21 protein-coding genes are annotated in these 22,259 nt (G+C 72.7%); 8 read left to right on the top strand and 13 right to left on the bottom strand.

All coding sequences use genetic code 11. The annotated features are described in order from the left end of the window. Window positions 1-92: 92 nt before the first annotated feature. Window positions 93-1,154 carry a LacI family DNA-binding transcriptional regulator gene (locus ACFPZN_RS12025; protein ID WP_378281961.1) on the bottom strand — a complete coding sequence of 354 codons (1,062 nt, stop codon included), beginning with the start codon at window positions 1,152-1,154 and terminating at the stop codon, window positions 93-95. Window positions 1,155-1,195: 41 nt separating this feature from the next. On the opposite strand from ACFPZN_RS12025, the gene ACFPZN_RS12020 reads away from it, so the two are divergent. Then, window positions 1,196-1,963, top strand: a complete 768-nt coding sequence (locus tag ACFPZN_RS12020) for an SDR family NAD(P)-dependent oxidoreductase (protein WP_378281960.1) — start codon at window positions 1,196-1,198, stop codon at window positions 1,961-1,963. Window positions 1,964-2,017: 54 nt separating this feature from the next. Here the strand turns inward: ACFPZN_RS12020 and ACFPZN_RS12015 are convergent, their stop codons facing one another. The 4 genes from ACFPZN_RS12015 to ACFPZN_RS12000 form a co-directional block, all read right to left on the bottom strand. Further along, on the bottom strand, window positions 2,018-2,593 hold the full coding sequence (locus tag ACFPZN_RS12015) for a TetR/AcrR family transcriptional regulator (RefSeq protein ID WP_378281959.1): 576 nt from the start codon (window positions 2,591-2,593) through the stop codon (window positions 2,018-2,020). Window positions 2,594-2,712: 119 nt separating this feature from the next. After that, the gene (locus ACFPZN_RS12010) at window positions 2,713-3,504 is read right to left on the bottom strand and encodes an SDR family NAD(P)-dependent oxidoreductase (RefSeq protein WP_378281958.1); all 792 of its coding nucleotides are present in this window, start codon (window positions 3,502-3,504) and stop codon (window positions 2,713-2,715) included. Window positions 3,505-3,513: 9 nt separating this feature from the next. Further along, entirely contained in the window at window positions 3,514-4,425 is a 912-nt protein-coding gene (locus ACFPZN_RS12005; protein WP_378281957.1) for an enoyl-CoA hydratase, read from the bottom strand. Window positions 4,426-4,639: 214 nt separating this feature from the next. Further along, complete coding sequence (locus ACFPZN_RS12000; protein WP_378281956.1) at window positions 4,640-5,836, bottom strand: amidohydrolase family protein; 1,197 nt, start codon at window positions 5,834-5,836, stop codon at window positions 4,640-4,642. 493 nt (window positions 5,837-6,329) lie between these two features. Here ACFPZN_RS12000 and ACFPZN_RS11995 point away from each other — a divergent pair, with 493 nt between their 5' ends. Next, a complete protein-coding gene (locus ACFPZN_RS11995) occupies window positions 6,330-7,202 on the top strand; it encodes a hypothetical protein (RefSeq protein ID WP_378281955.1) in 873 nt (290 codons plus the stop codon). 159 nt (window positions 7,203-7,361) lie between these two features. Here ACFPZN_RS11995 and ACFPZN_RS11990 read toward each other — a convergent pair whose 3' ends face one another. Next, window positions 7,362-8,117, bottom strand: a complete 756-nt coding sequence (locus tag ACFPZN_RS11990) for a TetR/AcrR family transcriptional regulator (protein WP_378281954.1) — start codon at window positions 8,115-8,117, stop codon at window positions 7,362-7,364. A 359-nt stretch (window positions 8,118-8,476) separates the two neighbouring features. Here ACFPZN_RS11990 and ACFPZN_RS11985 point away from each other — a divergent pair, with 359 nt between their 5' ends. Together ACFPZN_RS11985 and ACFPZN_RS11980 are read left to right on the top strand one after the other, a co-directional pair. Beyond that, window positions 8,477-9,502 carry a dihydrodipicolinate synthase family protein gene (locus tag ACFPZN_RS11985; RefSeq protein ID WP_378281953.1) on the top strand — a complete coding sequence of 342 codons (1,026 nt, stop codon included), beginning with the start codon at window positions 8,477-8,479 and terminating at the stop codon, window positions 9,500-9,502. 52 nt (window positions 9,503-9,554) lie between these two features. Then, entirely contained in the window at window positions 9,555-10,322 is a 768-nt protein-coding gene (locus tag ACFPZN_RS11980; protein ID WP_378281952.1) for an alpha/beta hydrolase, read from the top strand. 27 nt (window positions 10,323-10,349) lie between these two features. Here the strand turns inward: ACFPZN_RS11980 and ACFPZN_RS11975 are convergent, their stop codons facing one another. The 4 genes from ACFPZN_RS11975 to ACFPZN_RS11960 form a co-directional block, all read right to left on the bottom strand. Beyond that, window positions 10,350-11,561 carry a cytochrome P450 gene (locus ACFPZN_RS11975; protein WP_378281951.1) on the bottom strand — a complete coding sequence of 404 codons (1,212 nt, stop codon included), beginning with the start codon at window positions 11,559-11,561 and terminating at the stop codon, window positions 10,350-10,352. Window positions 11,562-11,651: 90 nt separating this feature from the next. After that, window positions 11,652-13,196 carry a class I adenylate-forming enzyme family protein gene (locus ACFPZN_RS11970; RefSeq protein ID WP_378281950.1) on the bottom strand — a complete coding sequence of 515 codons (1,545 nt, stop codon included), beginning with the start codon at window positions 13,194-13,196 and terminating at the stop codon, window positions 11,652-11,654. A gap of 46 nt (window positions 13,197-13,242) precedes the next feature. Next, the gene (locus ACFPZN_RS11965) at window positions 13,243-14,031 is read right to left on the bottom strand and encodes a hotdog domain-containing protein (RefSeq protein ID WP_378281949.1); all 789 of its coding nucleotides are present in this window, start codon (window positions 14,029-14,031) and stop codon (window positions 13,243-13,245) included. 4 nt (window positions 14,032-14,035) lie between these two features. Continuing rightward, window positions 14,036-15,049 carry a DUF2889 domain-containing protein gene (locus tag ACFPZN_RS11960; protein ID WP_378281948.1) on the bottom strand — a complete coding sequence of 338 codons (1,014 nt, stop codon included), beginning with the start codon at window positions 15,047-15,049 and terminating at the stop codon, window positions 14,036-14,038. A gap of 221 nt (window positions 15,050-15,270) precedes the next feature. Here ACFPZN_RS11960 and ACFPZN_RS11955 point away from each other — a divergent pair, with 221 nt between their 5' ends. The 3 genes from ACFPZN_RS11955 to ACFPZN_RS11945 all read left to right on the top strand — a co-directional run bounded on the left by ACFPZN_RS11955 (window position 15,271) and on the right by ACFPZN_RS11945 (window position 18,379). Continuing rightward, on the top strand, window positions 15,271-16,479 hold the full coding sequence (locus tag ACFPZN_RS11955) for a CaiB/BaiF CoA transferase family protein (RefSeq protein ID WP_378281947.1): 1,209 nt from the start codon (window positions 15,271-15,273) through the stop codon (window positions 16,477-16,479). A 291-nt stretch (window positions 16,480-16,770) separates the two neighbouring features. Beyond that, window positions 16,771-17,184 (top strand): Zn-ribbon domain-containing OB-fold protein, encoded by a 414-nt coding sequence (locus ACFPZN_RS11950; protein ID WP_378281946.1) that lies wholly within the window; start codon window positions 16,771-16,773, stop codon window positions 17,182-17,184. Further along, window positions 17,174-18,379 carry a thiolase family protein gene (locus tag ACFPZN_RS11945; RefSeq protein ID WP_378281945.1) on the top strand — a complete coding sequence of 402 codons (1,206 nt, stop codon included), beginning with the start codon at window positions 17,174-17,176 and terminating at the stop codon, window positions 18,377-18,379. The genes ACFPZN_RS11950 and ACFPZN_RS11945 overlap by 11 nt, the downstream gene beginning before the upstream one ends. An 87-nt stretch (window positions 18,380-18,466) precedes the next feature. Here the strand turns inward: ACFPZN_RS11945 and ACFPZN_RS11940 are convergent, their stop codons facing one another. Continuing rightward, window positions 18,467-19,387 (bottom strand): SDR family oxidoreductase, encoded by a 921-nt coding sequence (locus tag ACFPZN_RS11940; RefSeq protein WP_378281944.1) that lies wholly within the window; start codon window positions 19,385-19,387, stop codon window positions 18,467-18,469. A 118-nt stretch (window positions 19,388-19,505) separates the two neighbouring features. Between ACFPZN_RS11940 and ACFPZN_RS11935 the strand changes: the two genes are divergently transcribed. Next, window positions 19,506-20,402: an enoyl-CoA hydratase/isomerase family protein gene (locus ACFPZN_RS11935; RefSeq protein WP_378281943.1), complete on the top strand. Its 897-nt coding sequence runs from the start codon at window positions 19,506-19,508 to the stop codon at window positions 20,400-20,402. Between the two features lie 13 nt (window positions 20,403-20,415). Here the strand turns inward: ACFPZN_RS11935 and ACFPZN_RS11930 are convergent, their stop codons facing one another. Then, window positions 20,416-21,177 (bottom strand): FadR/GntR family transcriptional regulator, encoded by a 762-nt coding sequence (locus ACFPZN_RS11930; RefSeq protein ID WP_378281942.1) that lies wholly within the window; start codon window positions 21,175-21,177, stop codon window positions 20,416-20,418. Between the two features lie 48 nt (window positions 21,178-21,225). Beyond that, entirely contained in the window at window positions 21,226-21,987 is a 762-nt protein-coding gene (locus tag ACFPZN_RS11925) for a FadR/GntR family transcriptional regulator (protein ID WP_378281941.1), read from the bottom strand. Window positions 21,988-22,259: the final 272 nt, after the last annotated feature.

Below are 22,259 nucleotides of genomic sequence, written 5' to 3'. Positions count from 1 at the left end.
TCCTCCGTCGGCACGGCTCACACTACGAGCGGGTGGTGACACGTGTCAACGACGAGTTCAGGCAGGCTCCGCCGCGCTGCGGCGCGGTCGTCCTACGTCGTCTCGCCCTGGTAGATCCGGTAGCCGTCGGTCAGGCCGGGCGGTTCCGGCCGGGACGCCGCCCCGCCGTACGCCCGGGCCAGGTCGTACCGGAAGAAGCCCACGATGGCCGGGAGGTCGCCCGCGACCGTCGTCAGCCGGGGCGAGACCACCTGCCCGACCTCGGTGCGCTCGACGCCGATGACGGCGACGTCGCCGGGCACCTCCAGGCCGAGCCCCTTGGCGGCGAAGACCAGGGCCAGGGCGACCTCGTCGTTGTAGCAGGCGATCCCCACCGGACGCCCGCGGAGCGAGACCAGGCGCTCCAGCGCCTTCCGGGCGGCCGCGGCCTCGATGGGCACGTGGAGGTGCGCCGGCGGCGCCAGGCCCGCCTCCGCGCAGAACGCGGCGACGGCCTCCGCGCGCCCGGGCCCGTACGGGTCGTCGCGCCGGTCGCCGGTGAACGCGTAGGCGATCTCGGTGCGGCCCCGCGCGTGCAGGTGCCCGGCCTGCAGGCGCCCGATGAACAGGTTGGGGTCGCCGGACCGGTACCGCGGCAGGACCAGGCAGCCGGCCGCGCGCAGCGCCTCCATGTCGTCCTCGGACAGCCCGCCCAGGTTGACCACCCCGGCGGGGCGCAGCGTCTCGATCATGTGGTGCAGCCGGTCCGGCGCCTTCCGTCCCGCCCTGACCCCCGCGAAGTGCACGACCACGGTGAAGCCGAGCTCCTCGATGTCGGCCGACAGCGCCTCGATGACCTCCTGGACGCGGGTGACGGTCGCGTGCGGCACGGCCAGGACGATGAAGTCGCCGCGTCCCCTGACCAGTGCCCGGCCCGCCGTGGAGCGGACGTAGCCGAGGGCCGCGGCGGCGCCGCGCACCCGCTCGACCGTCTCGGCGCTGAACCGCTCGACCTGGCCGTTGAGCACATGGCTCACGGTGGCCCGGGAGACCCCCGCGAGACGGGCCACGTCGACGCTGGTCGCGGGGCGCCGGGACGGCGGCTTCCCGTTCTCCGGCTGCCCGGACACGTCGTCTCCCGAGAGGTCGCGGACGGCGGCATGAGGACGATACATGATATATAGACGTATATAAAACTTTCACATCAGGAGCGGCGATGACGGAGGAGCGTACGCACGCCGGGCGGCGCGCGCTGGTGACCGGCGCCGGTCAGGGCATCGGGCGCGGCATCGCGCTGGAGCTCGCGCGCCGCGGCGCCGGAGTCGTCGTCAACGACCTCGCCCCCGAGCGCGCCGCCGCGGTGGCGGACGAGATCACCGCGGCCGGCGGGGACGCGGCGCCGGCCCCGTTCGACGTCACCGACTGGAGCGCGGTCGAGCAGGCCGCGAAGACGGCGGGCCCGGTCGACATCCTGGTCAACAACGCCGGCAACGCCGGCCGGGTGGCCGCGCTGGGCCGGGAGGACTTCGCGCCGTTCGCCGAGACCTCCCCCGCCGACTGGGCGCCCTTCCTCGGCGTCAACCTCTACGGCGTCATGCACGCCGTGCGGGCCTTCCTCCCCGCCATGATCGACCGATCCTGGGGACGGGTGATCACCGTCATCTCCGACGCGGGCCGGGTGGGCGAGCCGACGATGGCGGCCTACTCGGCGGCCAAGGCGGGCGCGGCCGGGTTCAGCCGGGCGGTCGCCCGGGAGGTCGGCCGGCACGGCGTCACCGTCAACTGCGTGTCCCTCGGGACGATCATGCCCGAGGGCGCCGAGGACGATCCCCGCCTCGCCCGCAACCTCGGCCGGTACGTCATCAAGCGGTTCGGACGGCCCGACGACGCGGCCGCGATGGTGGCCTTCCTCTCCGGCCCGGACGCGGGCTGGGTGACCGGGCAGACCTACCCCGTCAACGGGGGCTACTCCTTCTCGTCCTGACCACGGTCCGCCCGGAGCCCGGAGCCCGGAGGCGGCGGCCCGCGGGCGGCCGGGCTACGCCGCCGGCGGCGGGACGCGCGATTCCGTGAGCCGGTGGACGGTGCGCTCGATGATGGGCAGCAGGGCGGTGATCGGCATCTCGCGGTCGCGGAACTGGCTGAGCAGCCCGGAGACGACGTGGTAGAGGATCTCGCTGACGTCCCTGGCGTACACGGGGTCGGTGTCCTTCAGCAGCTGGTGGATGGCCGGCTGGAAGGCGTGCTTCCCGAAGGTGACGAGCCGGTCGCCGCCCGGGCCCCGCCGCGCGATGTCGACGGCCATGAGCAGCCGGGGGTGGCGTTCCCAGGGCGCGAAGATCTGCCGGAACATCCGCATGAGCCCCTCGTCGATCGGCTCGCCGGGAATCGGCTCGATCGCCTCCACCGGGGCCTTGACGTTCTCCTGCATCCACTGCTGCAGCGCCGTCACGATCATCTCGTCGCGGTTGCCGAAGCTCTCGTAGATGGTCCGGGTCGACACGTGCGCGCGCGCCGCGACCTCGCGGATCCGGACGGACTCGTAACCCTCCTCCTCGAGAAGCTCGGTCACCACCTGGAGCACCGCCTGCTCGCTCCGAGTCTGGGCCGTCAAACCCACTGCACTCCCACCTCCACCGGGTGCCGCCTACGCCAATGCCCGGGAAAACCGCGTCGCCCTGCCTCCGTCCCAGCCCCAGTACTGTAGCGGCGCGCCCGCCGGGTCCGGGCCGGTCAGAAGTCGGTCCCGCCGTCGATGTTGACCAGCGCCCCGGTGAGGTAGCCCGCGCGGGGCGAGAGCAGGAACGCGATCAGCTCGCCGACCTCCGACGGCCGGCCGGGGCGTCCCAGCGCGACGTCCAGATGCCACTCCTCGGCCATCACCCGTTCGAGCACGCCCTCCGGCGGGACCCCGCGCTCGGCGGCGATCCTGGCGCGCAGCCCCTGCAGCGCCGCCGTCTCGATCGCCCCGGGGCACACGCAGTTCGCGCGGACCCCGTCGGCGCCGTACGCCTTGGCGATGCCCTTGGTGAACGTGGCGACGCCGCTCTTGAGCGAGGCGTAGGGCAGCCGGGCGATCTCGGGCGCGCGGATGCTGTAGGCCGCGGTCGTGACGACGGTGCCCCCGCCGCGCCGGAGGAACGGCAGGGCGCTCTGGACGCTGCGCACGGTGCCCAAAAGCACGTCGCGGAAGACCTCCTCCCACCGTGCGTCGGCGACCTCGATCGGCTCGTGCCCCAGCAGTCCCGTGGTCACGGCGATGCCGTCCAGCCCGCCGAACCCCTCCGCCGCTGCCGCGACGGCGCGTTCCGCCTCGCCCTCCCGGCCGACGTCGGCGGTGACGGCGACGGCCTGGGCCGCACCGGCGTGCTCCAGCTCCGCCACCGCGGCCTCCGCCCGCTCCCGGCCGCGGGCGACGATCGCGACGCGGGCGCCCTCCTCCGCGAGCTGCCGGGCGGCCGCGAGGCCGATGCCCGCGCTGCCGCCGACCACGACGAACGCCCTGCCCTCCAGCAACAGATCCATGACGGCCCCCTACGACGGGGCTCCGCCGGGCGAGTCGCGGCGCGCCGGCATGACGGAGGGCGCGGCGCGCCAGTCCGGGACGCCGTCCTCGGGACGGGCGACGGGGAAGCGGTCCTCGTGCGCCACCGACCAGTGCGCGTGGTTGAGCTCGTGGAGCGTGAAGGTGGAGTTCAGCGCGTTGGCGAAGCCCATGTTGTCGACGGTCTGGTTGACCGACTCCTTGATCATCAGGGCCGTCATCGTCGGCAGCGAGGCGATGCGGCGGGCGAACTCCAGCGTCCGGTCGCCCAGCTCGTCCGGCGGGAAGATCTTGCTGACCATGCCGAGGCGGTGCGCCTCGTCGGCGTCGATGGAGTCGCCGGTGAGCATCAGCTCCTTGGTCTTGCGCGGCCCGAACTCCCAGGGGTGCGCGAAGTACTCCATGCCGCACATGCCCAGGCGCTGGCCGACCACGTCGGCGAACACGGTGTCGTCGGCGGCCACGATGAGGTCGCACGCCCACATCAGCATCAGGCCGGCGGAGAACACGTTGCCGTGCACCTGCGCGATCGTGATCTTGCGCAGGTCGCGCCAGCGCCGGGTGTTCTGGAAGAAGTAGTGCCACTCCTGCAGGTACAGCCGCTCGACGCCCTCCCGCGTGCCGCCGTTGGTCCTCCAGGTGACGTGCTGCTCCGGGCCCGGCACCTGCTCGGCGATGGCCTGCTTGGAGCCGACGTCGTGGCCGGAGGAGAACATGGGCCCCATCCCGCCCAGGATCACCACGCGGACCTTGTCGTCGGCCTCGGCGGCCAGGAACGCGTCGTTCAACTCGACGAGCAGGCCGCGGTTCTGCGCGTTCCGCTGCTTCGGCCGGTCCAGCATGATGCGGACGATCGCACCGTCGTCCAGCGCCTCGGTGCTGATGAACTCGTACTCTGCCATCCGGACTCCATGCGTTTCACCGGCCCGGTCGCGCGGACGCGCCGCCCGGGCCCGGTAGGGGTGGACGCCGTGCCGGCGGCAGTGGAGGCGCCGAGGGCACGGTCATGAACCAGGTGCTGCGGCGGCCCCGCCCCGCGGGGAAAGCGGGCCGGGCCCGCCACACCGGAGGGACCGGCACGGCGGGCGCGGCCCGCGCGGGACGCGGGCGCCCGGATCAGGCGGGGGCCAGCGCGCCCTTGGCGGGGTCGACCCCCATGATCGAGGCCAGGTTGCCGCCCATGATCTTGGCCTGGTCCTCCTTCGACAGGGACTTCAGCTCGTCGACGAAGGTGACCGGGTCGAACAGCCCCTCCGGGTGCGGGTAGTCCGAGCCGAAGATGACCCGGTCCGCGCCGATCACCTCGACGAGGCCGAGCACGTCCTCCTCGTGGAACGGGTGGATGTAGATCGAGCGCCGCAGGGCCACCAGCGGGTCCTCGGGGAAGATCTCCGGCGACCGGGCGTAGACCTTCTTGAGGTTCTGGACCAGCGGCCTGGCCCAGGCGCTGCCGTTCTCCACCGGCACGAACCGGATGTCGGGGAAGCGGGTGGCGAGCCCGTGGCCGATGATCGAGTAGACGACGTCCTTGATGGACCGGTACTCGGCGCTCACCAGCGCGGAGAAGGGCGAGGGCGCCGCCTTGAACGGCGTGTACTCGCCGGACCGGCCCTCCCACTCGTTGAGGTAGCGCACGAAGCCGTCGTCGGAGGCGTGCAGCCCGACCACGACGCCCGAGTCCTGCACGACCTTCCAGAACCGGTCGTACTCGGGGAGGGCGAACGAGCGCCGCTGCCCCCGGTAGTCGGGCACCGGGGCCGGGCGGATCAGGATGGCGCGGGCGCCGCGCTCGAGCACCCACTCCAGCTCGCGGATCGCCTCGTCGACGATCGGCAGCGTGATCACCGGGGTGGGGAAGATCCGGTCCTCGTAGTTGAAGGTCCAGTGCTCGTGCATCCACCGGTTCAGCGCGGTCACGATGGCGTGCGTGGCGCGCGGGTCGTCGGCGAGCCGCTCCTCCAGCAGGCTGGCGAGCGTCGGCCACATCATCGCGCGGTCGATGCTCAGCTCGTTCATGAGCTCGAGCCGGTCGGCGGGGTTGAAGAACGCCGGGGGCGACTCGATGTACTTCGGCGGCGGGGCCATCTCCTTGTCCCCGGGCCTGACCTGCGTCTTCGAGGAGGGGTTCTTGAGCCTGAACTCCAGCTCCTGCGCTCCGGGGGGCGCGACCTTGTTGAAGGTGGGGTTCGGGATGTACTCGCTGATCGTGTTCTTGAGCGCGATCTTCGTACGACCGTTGACCTGGACGTACTTCACGAGCCCCGAGTATTCCTCCGGCAGGTACTTCGTGAACGCGTCCGTGGTCTCGTACATGTGGTTGTCCGCGTCGAACACGGGAAATTCAAGTCGTCGGGACACCGCGACCTCCAGGCGTGTGGTAACCACGTTGTTCAGCGCCGCCCCGCACCTCGGTACGGCGTGTCGCCGATCGGGGTAACGTCGTCACCGACCGGATATACGCCGACCGGGACAGCCTGCGGTACGGGCTTGCAAGGAGTGATGGTAACAGGGTTTTCCAGTTTGGGGAAGGGGCTTCTCGCTGTCCTGGAGGCGGTACCGGGGCGACCATTCGGCGGCATCCCCAAATGCGGCCGCGGAGCGCCGCGCGGTGGCGGCGATCTTGACCGGTTACTTTGGACGGCATTACCGTAAGCCCTTCGGTAAGCAACCCGACAATGCCCGTACGGCCGCCGCCGGCACGTCGCCGCCTCGCCGGCGCCGTCCCCGCCCGAAGCGGCGGGGGCGCGGATCCGGCCGAGATACGGAACGCGGGGCCGCGGCAGGCGGCCCGTGGAGGTGTGGTTCGATGCTGCGCGACATCCGAGAGTTGAAGGACGACCCCGCGGCGTACGCGAACGAGTTGCGGCGCCGCTGGACCGGGCTGCTGAGCTACCGCTACATCGGCCGCAACCACGGCTCGATGAACACCGGGCCCGTCGACAACACCGTGACGCTCCGCCGCGACATGCGCAACGCCGCGGGCGGGCTCCTGGTCGCGCCGCTGTCGATCAGCGCCCCCGAGGGCGGCGTGGGCTCGGACCTGGAGACCGTCCCGAACCCGGTCGTCCACTCCTGCCAGATCCTCGACGGCGCGCGCGACGTGCGGCGCATCGAGGTGGTGGAGTCGGAGGTGCTCCACTCGGGCACGCGGATGGGCTACAGCCGGTCCAAGATCGTGGATGCCGACGACCACGGGCGGGTGATCGCCTTCGTCGAGGGCCAGGGCGTGCGGATCGGCACCGTGCCCGAGGGGCTCCAGAAGATGGAGGAGGACCGGCTGGAGATCGTCGACTCCCCCGACCTGCCGCCCCTGTGGGAGGCGTTCGGCGCCTCCCGCCGCGACGACGGCCACTGGGTGCTGCCCGAGCTCGCCGTGGAACTCGCCTCGCCCGACGCCGCCCTGCACATCGGGCCCCAGCACGTCCTGCTCGAGACCGCGGCGATCGACCTGGCCGCCGGACTGGCCGGCACCGACCTGCTCCAGATGCAGACCTGGCACGTCATGTTCCTGGCCCGCGGCAAGACCGGCCCCTTCCGCGTCGACGGGGAGGCCGCGCACGGTACCGCCGGAAAGGTCGGCGTCCGGCTGACCCTCCACGACGAGGGCCGGGACGACCGCACGGTGACCTCGGCCTCCGCGGTGTTCCAGACCGTCACCCCGGCGGGCGACCCGGCTTGATCACGGCCTGATCGGGCTCCTCGGCCCCTTCCGACGTCCCGCCCCTCCCGGTGGGACGGCCCCGGCCGGAGGCACGGCGCGCCTCCGGCCGGGCCACCTCCGGGCCACCTCCGGGCCACCTCCGGGCCACCTCCGGGCCACCTCCGGGCCACCTCCGGGCTACCCCGTCGCCCTGCGCGAGCGATCGGCGTGCTCCGCTCGCGCCGCACCGGGCCGCGGCGCCGCCCGCCCTCGCCGCGCGGGCGCGTCCTCCGGGCTGCCCTCGCGCGGCAGCGCCTCCAGGCCGCCGATCAGGCGCCGCATCCCGAAATCGAAGTCCTCGTCGGTCATCCCGGCGAGCGGGTGGGCGGCGACGGGGCCGCCGGGGGAACCGGGCGGCGCGGGACCGTCCGGCCCGGCCATGCGGTCATGAATGATCATGCCGCGCGTGTACACGGACGCGGCCCGGTAGGCCCGCCGCGCGTCCTCCGCGGTGAAGCCGGCGTCGACCAGCCTGCCGACCACGGCCTCCTCGATCTCCGCGACGCGGCGCAGCGACTCGGGGCTGTAGGCCGAGGCGCGCATCAGCAGCAGGTCGGACAGGACCCGGTCCTCCCTGTGCAGCCCGCGCTGCGCGTGGAAGTGGCCGGAGAGGGTCTCCTGCCAGGTGCCGCCGGCGTTCACGGCGGGCATCCCGTCCGCGTAGGCCGCGACGGCGGCGTCGGCCATCGTGTCGAGCAGGTCGTCCTTCTTGCGGAAGTACCAGTAGATGCTGGTGACCCCGACATCGAGGTGCGCGGCGAGGGTGGGCATGCTCAGCCGGTCCAGCGACACGCGGCGGGCGACCTCGAAGGCTCCGGCGACGATGTCGTCCGCGTTGATCGAGCCCCGCCGGCGCCGCCGGCGGGCGGGCTTCGACGCGGCCGGCTCGGACACTGGCACGTCCTCCAGGCAACGTCTCAAAGGCTTGCGCAGATCATACCGGACGGCTCTCCGCCCAGGCCCGCGCGGGGCCCGCGACAAGGCGGGCCGCGCTGACCCGCCCCCTCGATCCGATCGGGAACACGGCGTTACCAGAAAGGCTCCGGCTCTGCCTGAGAAGGCCCTTCCGATAGACGTAAAACGTTGTTACCATCGGCGGACGGCCATTGAACTCGAAACGCTCTGAAACCTGGCGATCCCCGGGGCCGTTCCACCGGCCGCGACCGGGCGACAACTCCGCGTTCGATGGCGGCGCATGCCATTTCACCACGACATCGGACGCCCGGCGTTCGACGACGCTCCGGAGGTAGCGCATGCCGGCTGCTCGTGAAGCACGGGACTGGGCACGGGGCGGAGGGCTGCACGGAATCGGCGACTCGCTGTACACGCCGTTCAGCGGGCCCGACGGCGACGACATCGACTACGACGCCTACCGCCGCCTCGTCCGCCACTGCGCGGCGGACCTGCGGCACGCGATGCTGTGGCTCGGCAGCGGTGTGGGCGAATGGTGGTCGCTCACGATGGACGAACGGAAGAAGCTCGTCGAGACGGCGATCGCCGAGGTGCGCGAGCTCGGCACGGACACGGTGGTCCAGGTCTGCACGCAGGCGACCTCGCCCAAGGACGCCCTCGAACTCACCCTCCACGCGCAGCGGGCCGGAGCCGACATCTGCTATCTGCAGACGCCGCCCATGGAACTGCACGGCGGCGAAGGCACCCTGCGGTTCTTCCAGTACATCGCCGACAGGACCGACATCGCCTTGGGGATGTTCAACTCCCCGTCATCCGGATACGCGCTCACTCCGGAGGAGATCGCGCGCGTCGCCGAGGAAATACCCGCGGTCTGCGCCATCAAGGAAGGCGTGTGCGAGCCCTGGCGCAGCAAGGCGATCCACACGCTGGCGCCGGAGCTGGTGGTCTGGGAATGCGACCTGATCGTCTACCGCGCCGGCTGGCTGCAGGCGGGCATCGTGGGCCCCGCGCAACTGGGCACCACCGGCTACCTCTTCGAAACGCCGGACGACCGGCGGTACACCGAGTTCTGGACGCTCATCTGGGAAGGGAAACTCGCCGACGCCATCCGGCACGCGCGGGAATCCCTGCTCGACCAGCTTTCGGACGAGCTGGGATCGTGGTTCGTCTCCTACCCGGGCCGCCCCGACTACTTCACCCACTGGGGAGAGGCCTTCCGGTACGCCGCGTCGGTGATGGGCCTCCCCATGGGCGACCATCCCCACTCCCGCCCGCCCCAGGCGATCCTTCCCGAGGAGGCCAAGGCACAGATCAGGCAGGCCTACGAGCGGGCAGGGCTCGCCGCCGTGGAGCCCGCGACGGCGTGAGCGCGGCCCGGCGGCACCTCTCGCATCGGCACGTGGTCGCACCGGAGAACCCATGGACGTGCAGGTCTTGGAAGAACTGCTGCCCCGCGGGGACGGCTCGTACCAGCGGCTGCTCATCCACCTTCCGGAGCGCCCCAGGGACGACGTGCCCGGCGTCCTGTGGCTGCCCGGCGTCCGCTCCGCCGCGCGGCTCCCGGAGCGGGACGGCGCGATCGTCCGGCAGCTGATCGGTGCCGGCGACTGCGTGGTCGTGGTGCCCGACTGCCGCGCCGGCGGCTCCGGGACGTGCGCGACGGCCCTCCGCGACGGCCATCGCGCCCTGCTGTGGCTCAGGGACAACGCGCGCTGGTTCGGGGCCAGGACGGATCAGATCGCGGTCGGCGGGACCGGCCGCGCCGGGGCCCTCACCGCGGCGCTGACCGTCCACGCGCGTGAGAGGGGCGAGGTCGGCGTCGCCTTCCAGATGCCGCTGCGCCCGGAGCCCGCCCCGGCGGTTCGGACATCGCGAGCGGACGACGGGCGGAGGGCGCCGCGGCTGCGCCTGGTCCCTCCCCCGGCCGAGGACGCCGCGCTCCTGCCCCCGGCGGCCGGGAGCGGCGGCTTCCGCGGTCTCCCGCCGACGCTCACCTATTCCGGTCGCCTCGATCCCGGCCTGGACGAGACGCGCCGCTACGCCGGAGAGCTGAGATCGGCCGGCGTGCCGGTGCGGTTCGAGGTCCTGCCGGACGGCGGCCGGGACGCCGATCCGGACCTGGAAGGGCGGGCGGCCGGCCTCCGGCTGGAGTGGTTCCGGCACGCGGTCAGGGCCTACTTCGGCTGAGCGCCCCGGAAGGCCCGGCTCCGCGTCTCAGGCCACCTCGGCGCGAATCGGGAGGTGCTTGAGCCCGCCGACGAACAGCGTCTTGATCAGCTCCGCGTCGCCGGCCGGCTCGATGTGGCGCAGCCGGGGCAGCAGTTCCTCGAAGAACGCCCGCGCCTCCATCCTGGCCAGGTGGGCTCCCAGGCAGTAGTGCGCGCCCTGCCCGAAGGCCAGGTGCGGGTTGTGGTCGCGGCCGATGTCGAAGCGGTCGGGCTCGTTGAAGACGTCCTCGTCGCGGTTGGCGCTCGGGTACAGGAGCAGCACCGCCTCGCCCTCGGGTATCGGCTCGCCGCGGATCTCGGTGTCGGCGGTGGCGGTGCGCATGAAGGACTTCACCGGGGTCGTCCACCGGATCATCTCCTCGACCGCGAGCGGCACCAGCGAGGGGTCGGCGCGCAGCCGGTCGAGCTGGCCGGGGTGCTCGATCAGCGCGTGCAGGCCGCCGGCGATGGTGGAGGAGGTCGTGTCGTGCCCCGCCGTCGCCAGGATGCCGAAGTAGCCCAGGAGGTCGAAGAGCTCGAGGCGCTCGCCGTTCACCTCGCCGTGCGCGAGCAGCGAGGCGATGTCGTCGGTGGGATGCGCCAGGCGGTCCTCGACGAGCTTGGAGAAGTAGTTGACGAACTCCATGAGCGCTTCGTTCGGGTCGTCGACCGCGGTGAGCGCCTGGTACTCGGGGTCCTCGGAGCCGAAGCTGCGCTGCGTCAGCTGCAGGATCATCCCGCGATCGGACTCGGGGACGCCGAGCATCGAGCAGATGACCGTCAGCGGGTACTGCATCGAGATCTCGGGGACGAAGTCGTACGGCCCGGAGCGCTCGGCCATCGCGTCGACCGCCGCCTTCGCCAGGCCGCGCACCTGCTCCTCGAAGGCCCGCAGCCGGCGGGGGCGGAACCAGTCCGCCACCAGCGCGCGGAACGCCGTGTGGTCGGGCGGGTCCATGCTCACGAGCGTGCGCACCGGCTCGGGGTCGGCGTCGGCCCGCACGAGCCTGTGCCGGGGGGCGGCGGCGAACAGCTCGCTCTGCCGCTCGACGGCGTGGACGTCCTCGTGTTTGGTGAGCGCGTAGAACGGCTCGAACCCCGGCGGCTCCATCCTGCGTACCGGGGTGTGGCGGCGCAGCACCGCACAGGCGCGCTCGAAGCGGCCGTCGGCGTAGGCGGAGGGGTCGACCAGCGCCATCGCCGCTTCCTGGGCGGACATCGCCCGTCCGTCTTCCAGATCGTTCGGGTGCACCCGCCAAAGCTACTGGATACATCTAGATATATTCAACGACGGGCAAACCTTAGTATTTCAAGGTTTTTCCGGCTTTGCCGCGCTTTCCAGAGCGGCGGCGCGCAGCTCGTTCTTGAGGATCTTGCCCATGGGGTTGCGGGGGAGCCGGTCGACGACGACGAGCCGCTCGGGGGTCTTGAAGCGCGCGAGGCCCTCGGCGAGGCAGTGCCGGGACAGGCCGGCGAGGGTCACCTCGGGCCCGCCCGGCCGGGCCACCACCACGGCGCAGACCCGCTCGCCCGTCCGGGCGTCCGGCACGCCGACCACCGCGGCGTCGGCGACGTCCGGGTGGGTCAGCAGCGCGTTCTCCACGTCGAGCGCGGAGATGTTCTCGGCGTTGCGGATGATGACGTCCTTGAGCCGGCCGGTGATGCTGATCCGGCCGTCGCCGTGCACCTCGCCCAGGTCGCCGGTCCGGAACCAGCCGTCCTCGTCGAACGCCTCGGCGTCGAGCGAGGCGTCGACGTAACCGAGGAAGCACTGCGGGCCCTTGAGCCGCAGTTCCCCGTCGACGATCCGGACGCGCACGCCCTCGGTGGGGCGGCCGACGGTCGACCCGAGGCGGGGGTCGTCGGGCGTCTCGCTGGAGGCGACGGGGAACTCGGTGAGCCCCCAGGCGCCGATGACCCCGGGCACGCCGAGCACCTCGGCGACCTCCCGGTTGACCGGCTCGGGGACCGCGGCGCCGCCGGAGATGCAGACGCGCACGTCGGGAAAGAGCGGCCCAGGACCGCCGTGGCGGCGCTGCGCGGCGATGTAGGCATGGAAGAACGGCGTCGCCGATCCCAGGATGGTGGGCCGGTGGGCGGCCATCCGCTCGGGCGTGGTCGCCGGGTCGAAGGACTCGAACATCACCATCCGCCCGCCCGCGATCAGCACCGAGCCAAGCGTGGAGACGCCGCCGATGTGCGCGAACGGCCACGCGGCCGGGCTGACGTCGGCGGGACCCTTGTGGTGCCGCTCGATCACGTTGCGCGCCGCCTGGAGCACCGACGCGTCGGTGTGCCGGGCGCCCTTGGCGTCGGCGGTCGTCCCGGAGGTGTAGTAGATCCAGCGGCACCGCGGCTCGCCGGCCGCCGTCGCGGGCGGCAGGGCGCCGGGGTCCCCGGCGGGCAGCCGGATGCCCGGCCCCGGCGTCCCCTCCAGGTCCAGGACGAGGGCCTGAGGACCGAGCGCACGGGCCATCTCGCCGTGCGCGAAGCCCCGCCAGGTCTCCGGCACCACCAGGAGCCTCGGGCCGACCTGGTCGACGATGAACCCGACCTCCCGCTCGCGCAGCACCGGGATGAGCGGGTTCTGCGTGACGCCCAGCCGGGCGCAGGCGGCCATCAGGACGGGGGCCTCGAGGATCGTGGGCAGCTGCCACGAGAGGGCGTCGCCCGGCCGGACGCCCAGGTCCAGCAGCCCGGCGGCGGCGCGCTCGGCCGCGTCCCGGAACGCGGCCGTCGTGAGCGACCGCCCGTGGTCGTCGGCCAGCACGATGTCGTCCGGGCGGGCGCGCGCCGCCGCCTCCACCAGGCCCCACAGGCTCACCGAGCCGGGACCGCCGCTGAACTCGGTCACCCGTCGGAGTGTAGACGAGTCACCGAAAATATCTAGAGGTTTCCGGTCAGGCTTCCGGGCGGCACACGACGCTCGCGTGGGCGACCACGGCGTCCCCGGCGCCGGCGTCGGTGAGCATGACGCTCACGAACGCCCGGTCGCCGCGCACGGCGAGCACGTCGGCGGTCGCCGCCAGCGGCCCGGCCGCCACCCGGCCGAGGTAGCGGATGTCGAGATCGACGGCGGCGTGCGGGCCCAGCGGCGAGAGCACCCACTCGGCCGCCAGTTCCGCGACGGTCGCCTGCGCGCCGCCCTGGACGGTCGCGCCCGGGCCGTTGGAGATCTCCTCGGTCCGCTCGACCAGCACGGTCCGCTCGTCGGGGTAGGACGGCAGGAACCAGTCGTCGAACGACGCCTCCCGCCGGGCCGGTCCGCGCGGCGGCGATCCGGTGCCCCCGTACGACCGGTTGATGAACGTGGCGACCGACCGTGCGAGCAGCGTCCCCTCGTGCCGCATCAGGACCTCGCCGACGAACAGCCGGCGCCCGGCCTTCAGCGGGCGGCACTCCAGGTCGACCCGGCCGCGCGCGGGAGCCGGCCGCAGGAGCTGGAGGTTCAGGTCGACGGTCGGGACCACCGGGCCGGTCGGGCGCAGCCCGGCGACGATGTCGGCCATGGCGACGAGCGCGCCGAGGCGCGGCCGCTCGGTGCCCTTGGCCCAGGTGGCCGGGCCGAGGTGCGCGGTGGCGCGGGCGGTCTCGCCGTCCGGGGGCAGCATCCGCATGTCGAGCACGGTGAGGAAGGAGTCGGAGCGGGTGCCGTCGGCGGCCGGGCCGCGCGTGCCGAGGTCGGTCATGGCGTCAGGTCGTCCTCCGTGCCGGGTCGGGGTCCGCCGCGGCGAGCAGGGCCCCCACGTCCTCGAGCGAGCGCAGGATGTCGTTCAGATGCGTGCAGGTGCTCGTCCCGGTGAACTCCCGGGACACGTGGCGGCGGACGCCGGTGAGCGGCGTACCGGCCAGCCGGGCGGCGCTGGCCGCCGCGGCCGGGCACTCGGAGGCGGGCAGCGTGCCGGGCTCGGCCTCGCTGGACAGGACCTCGAGCGTCGCCGGGTCCACCCTCGCCCGGACCGCGTACTCGTGCACGACGGTCTCGGCGCCGCCGACGCCGACGTAGCTGTCGCGGAAGGCGCAGTCCACCACGCCGACGCCGTTCTCCGTCCACACGTCGACGCGCCGCCGCCGGCGCATCCCGTGGACCGGGAGGGCATCGAACTCGTGCCAGCCCAGCCGGTCGCCCGTGCCGTCCGCCGGGACGGGCGGCCCGAACCGCACGGGCCGCGGCCGCCCGCTCGTCAGGGAGGTCAGCAGCGTGCCGCCGGTGGCCCAGCCCGCGCACAGGTCCGCCCGCTCCGCGGGGGCGGACAGCCGCGGCGGAGCGATGCCGGCGCCCTTGTTCGCGTAACCGCTGATGACCATCGCGCCGGCCAGGTCGTCGAGCAACTGGTGGCGCACCCGGCCGGAGCCCACGGCGTCCGGCACCGCCGCGGCCACGGCCCGGCGGTACCCGGCGGCGATCCGCGTCCCGGCGAGGCCCTGGAGTCCCGGGTGGGGCGGGTCGGCGTGGATCTCGCGGATCTCCCGGCCCGGCATCTCGACGAGGACGCCGATCCGGGCGGCGTCGAGCACCGTGCCCTCCCCGTCCGCGCCGGTGCGCAGGTCGCGACCGCGCGCGTCGACGGCGACCGGGCCGGGCACGCCCTCCGGCCTGAGCAGGTCGTGCGTCGTCGTGCGGCGCACCGAACCCGGCCTGCGCGGCGGGTCGAACACGGCGGGGAAGCGCGCCGCCGGCGGTGCCGGATCGGTGTCGGGTGGCATGGGTGCGATCAACTCCCCCAGCGAAAAGCTATCCATTTATTACCAAAATATATAGATATTATAGGCATCCAGCGGACGGCCGGACGGCGGGGCCTCCCCTCAGCCCCCGGAGGGACCGAGCGCGAACCCGGCTCGGCCATCCCCCGCGCCGGCCCGGCCACCCGGTTGCGCGACCATTGCTCGCACAACACCGGAAACGCATGGAAGCAGGTGTGGCAACGATGGTTCGGCCCCTTGAGGGAATCGTGGTCCTGGCGGTGGAACAGGCCGTCGCGGCACCCATCTGCACCCGCCATCTCGGGGATCTGGGCGCCCGGGTCATCAAGGTGGAGGACCGCCGCCGCGGCGACTTCGCCCGCGACTACGACACCGTGGTCGGCGGTATGGCCGCCCACTTCGTCTGGGCGAACCGCAACAAGGAGTCGGTCGCCCTCGACCTGAAGGAGCCCCGGGGGCGGGACATCCTGGACCGCCTGGTGGAGGGGGCCGACGTCGTCGTCCAGAACCTGGCGCCCGGGGCCTCCGCCCGCCTCGGGCTCGGCGCCGACGAACTGCGCGCCCGCCACCCGCGCCTGATCGTCGTGGACATCTCCGGATACGGACGCGGCGGACCCTACGCGCAGGCCCGCGCGTACGACCTGCTGGTCCAGGCCGAGGCCGGGTCCTGCTCCATCACTGGCACCCCGGAGGCACCGGCCAAGCCGGGCATCCCCATCGCCGACATCGGGGCCGGGATGTACGCCCTGTCGTCCATCCTGGCCGCCCTGTTCGTACGCGAGCGGACCGGAGAGGGGGCCTCGATATCCGTCGGGCTCTTCGACGCCGTGGCCGAATGGATGGGGTTCGCGCTCAACCAGGCCCGCTACGGAGGCGAGGACCTCCGGCCGAACGGCCTCAGCTCGCCGATGGTCGCGCCGTACGGCGCCTACGGGACGGCGGACGGCCAGGTCCTCGTGCTCGGCACCACCAACGACGGTGAATGGCGGCGGCTGGCGAAGGACGTGCTCGGCCGGCCCGACCTGGCGGAGGATCCCCGGTACGCGCGCAACAGCGACCGGGTCGGGCGCCGCGCGGAACTGGACGACCTGATCGCGAAGTGGGCGGCCGGGCATCCCCTGGCGCACTGCCGGGCCGCGGCGGAGGCGGCGGGCCTCGGCCATGCCCGGCTCAACTCCCCGACCGACGTGCTGGACCATCCGCAGCTGACCGAGCGCGGCAGGTGGCAGCAGGTCGGCTCGCCCGTGGGGTCTGTGCAGGCCCTGCTGCCGCCGCCCGAGTCCGCGGGCTGGGACTGGCGGCTCGATCCCGTGCCCGGTCTCGGCGAGCACACCCGCCCCGTCCTGCGCGAGCTGGGCCTCGGAGAGCAGGAGCTGGACCTGCTGGAGCGCGACGGCGTCATCGGCCCGCACGCCGCGCGACCCGGTGCCTGACGCCCTCACCACAGGAGATACATCTAGATATCTTCAATCCCCGGGGCGACCTTCAACATCTAGATGTTTGGCGGTAGCTTGTTCGCGAGGACCGCTACCGGGACCCGGTGCTCGCCGCCGCGAACGACCTTGAGATGGTGGTGTGCATGCACGTCGGCTCGTCGTCGCAGATTCCCCCCGTCTCACCGGAGTCGCCGTTCACGGCCGACCTCACGAGGGGTGCCGAGCGCGTGCTCCGTTCCAGCCCCGCACCCCCGCCCGTCCTCGCTCATGCCTGAGGAGAGGAGCCACATGTCCCAACAGATACCCTTCGTCGACTACCTGGTGCTCGGCGAGAACCCCCACCTGGTCGCGAACGAGTGCGCCGCCTGCGGCGCGCGCTTCTTCGACCGCCGCAACGCGTGCGCCGCGTGCGGCGCGACCGGGTTCCGGAAGGCGCAGGTCGCCACCGCCGGGGAGGTGCGCGCCTTCACGATCGTGACGGTGGCGGCCCCGGGCGTCCCGGTCCCGTTCGTCGCCGCCACGATCGACTGCGAGGGCACGAGCGTGAAGGCGAACCTGGTGAAGGTGACCCCCGACCCCGAGCACGTGAAGCTGGGAATGAAGGTGCGGCTGGCGACCCATTCCCTCGGCACCGACAGCGCAGGCACCGAGGCGATCGGCTTCGGTTTCGAACCTCTGGAGACGGCGATCGATGGCCAGTGACGACATCTGGATCCTCGGGATCCACATGACCAAGTTCGGCAAGCACCCCGACAAGGACACCGTCGACCTCGCGGCCGAGGCGGCCCTGGGCGCGCTGGCCGACGCCGGCGTGACGATCCGGCAGATGGGCGTGCTGGCCGCCGGCAACCTGATGGCCGCGGGCGCCGGCATCGGCCAGCAGCTGCAGAAGCAGATCGGGCAGACCGGCATCCCGGTGTTCAACGTCGCCAACGCCTGCGCGACCGGGGCCACCGCGCTGCGCACCGCCATCATGGCGATCAAGGCCGGCGAGGCGGACTACGGGCTCGCGGTGGGCGTGGAGAAGCTGTCCGGCGCCGGGCTGCTGGGCCAGCCGTCCAAGGCCAAGGACGACGGGAACTGGACGCCGTCGGGCCGGTCGGGCGCGGTGGCCTCCCTCGAAGGGCGCGTCGGCACCGGCACCATGCCCGGCGTGTTCGCCCAGATCGGCCAGGAGTACGGGCACAAGTACGGGGGGACGAGCTTCGAGCTGTTCGCCCGCATCAGCGAGAAGAACCACGCCCACTCCACGCTCAACCCGCTGGCCGCCTACCAGAAGCGGTTCACGCTCGAGCAGATCATGAACGACGTCATGATCTCCTACCCCAACACCCGGCCCATGTGCTCGGCGAACTGCGACGGCGCCGCCGCGGCCGTCGTGGTGAACGGCGCGACGCTGAAGACGCTGTCCAAGGAGCAGCAGCGCCGGGCCGTCAAGGTGTCGGCCTCGGTCCTCACCTCCGACCCGTGGCAGGAGGCGTGCCAGGTCCTCCCGGACGTGAACACGCTGACGCGCAACGCCGCCCGCCAGGCCTACGAGCAGGCCGGGGTGAGCCCGGAGGACCTGAACCTGGTGGAGCTGCACGACTGCTTCGCCACCGCGGAGCTCGTCCACTACGACAACCTGATGCTCTGCCCGGAGGGCGGCGCGGCGGACTTCTTCAACTCCGGCGCGACGTGGCGCGACGGGTCCACGCCGGTGAACGTCTCCGGCGGGCTCCAGTCGAAGGGCCACCCGATCGCGGCGACCGGGATCGCCAACATCTGGGAGGTCTGCCACCACCTGCGCGGCGAGGCGGGCGGCCGCCAGATCGAGGGCGCCAAGGTCGGCCTCGCCCACGTGATCGGCCTCGGTTCGGCCTGCGGCGTGCACATCCTCGAGCGCGCCGCGAGCTGACCCGACCGTCCGCGGGACGCCCGGGAACGCGAACGCCCCCGCCCGGCACGGGCGGGGGCGTGACCGCCCTACCTTCTCACCGCGGCGTCAGGAGCCGCCGCCGAAGAGCATCGACCCGAGCGGGTGCCCGTAGTCGAACGCGTACTCGTGGAGCCGGCCCGCCTCCTTCTGCAGCTCCTCGATCGTCCACTTGCCGTCCTTCTTGAGGGTGTCGACGATCGCCCAGGGGTGGAAGAGGTGGATCTCGCCGCCCATGACGAAGAACGCCCGGCCGTTGATCGGGCAGTTCTCGGTGGCCAGGTAGGCGACGAACGGCGACACGTTGCCGGGGTCGAGCATCGACCACTCGCCCGGCTCGGCGGCGGCCTCGCCCGCCCCGACCGTCGCCGTGAGCCGGGTGGCGGCCGCCGGGGCGATGGCGTTGACGCGCACCCCGTACCGGCCGAGCTCGGCGTTGGCGATGATCGAGAACGTGGCGATGCCGCTCTTGGCCGCCCCGTAGTTGGTCTGCCCGGCGCTGCCGAACAGCCCCGAGGTGGACGAGGTGTTGATGACCGACCGCGCCCCGGTCCGGCCGGCCTTCGACTGCTCCCGCCAGTAGCCGGCGGCGATCCTGGTCGGGCAGAAGTGGCCCTTGAGGTGCACCTTCATGATCGCGTCCCACTCGGGCTCGCTCATGTTGACCAGCATCCGGTCGCGCAGGATGCCGGCGTTGTTGACCAGGACGTGCAGGTCGCCGTAGGTGTCGACGGCCTGCGCGATGAGCCGCTCGGCGCCGTCCCAGGTCGAGACGTCGTCGCCGTTGGCGACCGCCTCGCCGCCCGCGGCCTTGATCTCGTCCACGACCTGCTGGGCCGGCGAGGCGTCGGCGCCCGACCCGTCGGGGCCGCCGCCGAGGTCGTTGACGACCACCTTCGCCCCCTCGGCGGCGAACAGCAGCGCGTGCTCGCGGCCGATGCCGCGACCGGCTCCGGTGATGACGCAGACGCGGTCTGTCAGGGCGTTCATGTCGCTCCATTCGTCGTACGGAGAAATACAGCTATATATTTAGTCTAGAAACATCTAGATATTATTGGTTAGGGTCGGGGCCGGCGCAACAGTGCGCGACACGGGAGGTGCGAGCGGCGTGACCGACGACGACCGGGTTCTGATGGAGCGGGACGAGGAGACGGGAGTCGCCCGGATCACGCTGAACAACCCCGGGCGGCGCAACTCCTACGACCCCGCGATGCGCCGGCGGCTGGCGGCCTGCCTCGACGAGGCCGCGCTGGACGACGCCGTCAAGGTCGTGCACCTGCGCGGCGCGGAAGGGGTCTTCAGCACCGGCGCCGACATGGGCAACGCCTACGCCTGGTACGGGGACGGCGCCCGCGCGGGCAAGGACGGCCAGGGCGAGGACGGCGCGAAGAAGCGGCGGCGGCCCAGCCAGCGGCGGCGCCTGACCGTCGACCGCAAGACCTTCGGCTTCTACCACGACTTCATGGGGTACCCGAAGGCCACGGTCGCGGAGGTGCGCGGCTACGCCCTCGGCGGCGGCTTCGAGCTCGCGCTCATGGCCGACATCGCCGTGGTCGCGCGGGACGCGCGGATCGGCATGCCCGCGACCCGCTTCCTCGGGCCCGCCCTGGGGTCGCTGCACCTGTTCTTCCACCGCCTGGGGCCGGTGCTCGCGCGCCGGCTCCTCCTCACCGGCGACGTCATCCCCGCGTCGGCCGTCGAGCACCTGGGCGTGTTCACCGAGGTGCTGGACGACGACCGCGTCGAGGCCCGCGCGGACTGGTGGGCGCGCAAGGTGGCCAAGATGCCCGCCGACGGCATCGTCATGGCCAAGGAGGCGTTCCGGCTGGTGGAGCAGATGCAGGCCTACCAGGGCGAGGAGGTGGCCAGCTACCTCTTCCACGCCTTCGGCACCAACCTGCAGTTCGAGGAGGACGAGTTCAACTTCGTGAAGGCGCGCGCCCAGCACGGCACCAAACGGGCCTTCCAGCTCCGCGACGAGCACTTCGAGATCCCCGAGCCCTGAGCCCGTGCGGTGGTCAGGCGTCGCGGACGAGCAGATCGACGACCCGCGCCGCCTCCTGCCCCAGCATGACCCGCCCGACGACGGCCATGTGGGTCCGCCAGTGGTCCTCGGCCGCCGGGTCCCCGGCCTCCAGCAGTTCCAGCAGCCTCCGCTGGGAGCGCAGGCCGCGCCGCCGCGTCGCCAGCGACCCCACGACATCATCGGCATCGCTCACCGCCATGACGGAACGCACCACGATCTCGTTCAGCATCTCGATCACGATCGCCAGCGTCCGGTTCCCGCCCAGCGACACCAGCCGCTCGTGAAAGCGCGCGTTGGCGACCGCGAACCGCTCCGGGTCATCGATCACCTCTTCCTCCCGGACCACCAGGGCGCGCAGCTCGGCGATGGCCGTGCGGCGGTGCCGCCGGGCCGCGATCGTCCGCGCGGCCAGGGGCTCCAGCAGGGTCCGGGCCTCGAACACGTCCGCCAGCGACACGTTGCGCGAACGCAGCAGCAGCGACCCCGTGCGCGCCGTCATCCGCTGGTCGGGCCGGTGCACGATCACCCCGCCGTGGACGCCGCGCACGACGGTGATCAGCCCGTCCGCCTCCAGCAGCCGCAGCGCCTCGCGCAGCGACGGCCGCGACACCCCGAAGCGCTCCACCAGCTCGGGCTCGCGGCCCAGCGAGTCGCCCTCGCCGAGCTCGCCACTGACGATCATGGAGCGGATCTCGTCGGCGATCTGCTGGGGCTTCCCCCGCGAACGGCCTCTGTCGTGCTTGTCGGCAACCACCTGAACCGTCCCACGTCGGCTGGGTCGAGAGCATATCCTGCCGCCGGTTCAGTAGTGGTTCGCCAGATCCACGACCGCCGGGGCCTGCTGGCCGAGCAGCACCCGTTTCACCGCCTGCATGTGGGACCGCCAGTGCTTCTCGGCGGCCTCCCCGTCGCCCTCCTCCAGCAGCACCAGGAGGCGCTCCTGGGAGCGGACGCTGCGCCGCCGCGTCGACAGCGAGCCGACCGCGTACCCGTCCTGGCGGACCGCGGTGACGGCGCGGACCACGATCTCGGTGAGCATCTCCGCGACCACGCCCAGGGTCTGGTTGCCGACCAGCGACACCAGCGTCTCGTGGAAGGCGGCGTTGGCCAGCCGGAACCGCTCGGGGTCGCCGATGGCCTCCCACTGCCGCGCGATGATCGGGCGCAGTGCGTCGACGGCGGCCCGGCGGTCGCTCATCCCGGCGATCGCCTTGGCGGCCAGCGGCTCCAGCATGGCGCCGGCCTCGAACACGTCGGCGAGCGGCACCTCGTTGGCCTGGAGCACCAGGGCGGCGCTGCGGGCCGCGATCCGCTCGTGCGGCTCGTGGACGACGACCCCGCCGCGCACGCCGCGCACGATGGTGATCAGCCCCTCGGCCTCGAGGATGCGCAGCGCCTCGCGCAGCGACGGCCGCGACACCCCGAAGCGCTCCACCAGCTCGGGCTCGCGGCCCAGCGAGTCGCCCTCGCCGAGCTCGCCCGCCGCGATCAGGGACCGCAGTTCGTCCGCGATCCGGTGGGGCTTCTCGCGAGGCGGACCTCCGTTCCCCTTGCCGTCGGCCACTCGTCCTCCATCGCCGCACCCCGTGACGGTCCCGATTTTAGCGAGCGGCGGACGGCCCCGGCGCCCTGGAAGAGGCCCGGCTCCGCGTCGGCGCCGGTCCGCACGCGGTCAGGGCGCCGCGCACCCTTGACAGGACACAAGTGCAAATGTGTATGGTCGCGATGTCGACGACCCCACCCCGTCCCCTTCCACCCCGTGAGCCGGCGGGCGCCGTCCGGCTCCACCGTCCCGCCCCTGGCGCGCGGACCCGTCTCCGTCCCCTCGCAGGCGGG

The sequence above is a fragment of the Actinomadura rugatobispora genome (genome assembly GCF_042656285.1).
In the GTDB taxonomy this organism is placed as follows: Bacteria; Actinomycetota; Actinomycetes; order Streptosporangiales; family Streptosporangiaceae; genus Spirillospora; species Spirillospora rugatobispora.
This window is presented reverse-complemented; position numbering and strand designations above follow the sequence as displayed.

Excerpts from the sequence above, each read along its gene's own strand:
- ACFPZN_RS11945 (WP_378281945.1), top strand. The coding sequence starts at position 17,174 with ATGGCCAGTGACGACATCTGGATCCTCGGGATCCACATGACCAAGTTC.
- ACFPZN_RS11995 (WP_378281955.1), top strand. The coding sequence starts at position 6,330 with ATGCTGCGCGACATCCGAGAGTTGAAGGACGACCCCGCGGCGTACGCG.
- ACFPZN_RS11950 (WP_378281946.1), top strand. The coding sequence starts at position 16,771 with ATGTCCCAACAGATACCCTTCGTCGACTACCTGGTGCTCGGCGAGAAC.
- ACFPZN_RS11940 (WP_378281944.1), bottom strand. The coding sequence starts at position 19,387 with ATGAACGCCCTGACAGACCGCGTCTGCGTCATCACCGGAGCCGGTCGC.
- ACFPZN_RS12010 (WP_378281958.1), bottom strand. The coding sequence starts at position 3,504 with ATGGATCTGTTGCTGGAGGGCAGGGCGTTCGTCGTGGTCGGCGGCAGC.
- ACFPZN_RS12005 (WP_378281957.1), bottom strand. The coding sequence starts at position 4,425 with ATGGCAGAGTACGAGTTCATCAGCACCGAGGCGCTGGACGACGGTGCG.
- ACFPZN_RS11960 (WP_378281948.1), bottom strand. The coding sequence starts at position 15,049 with ATGCCACCCGACACCGATCCGGCACCGCCGGCGGCGCGCTTCCCCGCC.
- ACFPZN_RS12025 (WP_378281961.1), bottom strand. The coding sequence starts at position 1,154 with ATGTATCGTCCTCATGCCGCCGTCCGCGACCTCTCGGGAGACGACGTG.
- ACFPZN_RS11985 (WP_378281953.1), top strand. The coding sequence starts at position 8,477 with ATGCCGGCTGCTCGTGAAGCACGGGACTGGGCACGGGGCGGAGGGCTG.
- ACFPZN_RS12020 (WP_378281960.1), top strand. The coding sequence starts at position 1,196 with ATGACGGAGGAGCGTACGCACGCCGGGCGGCGCGCGCTGGTGACCGGC.
- ACFPZN_RS11965 (WP_378281949.1), bottom strand. The coding sequence starts at position 14,031 with ATGACCGACCTCGGCACGCGCGGCCCGGCCGCCGACGGCACCCGCTCC.
- ACFPZN_RS11975 (WP_378281951.1), bottom strand. The coding sequence starts at position 11,561 with ATGTCCGCCCAGGAAGCGGCGATGGCGCTGGTCGACCCCTCCGCCTAC.
- ACFPZN_RS11980 (WP_378281952.1), top strand. The coding sequence starts at position 9,555 with ATGGACGTGCAGGTCTTGGAAGAACTGCTGCCCCGCGGGGACGGCTCG.
- ACFPZN_RS12000 (WP_378281956.1), bottom strand. The coding sequence starts at position 5,836 with ATGTACGAGACCACGGACGCGTTCACGAAGTACCTGCCGGAGGAATAC.
- ACFPZN_RS11955 (WP_378281947.1), top strand. The coding sequence starts at position 15,271 with ATGGTTCGGCCCCTTGAGGGAATCGTGGTCCTGGCGGTGGAACAGGCC.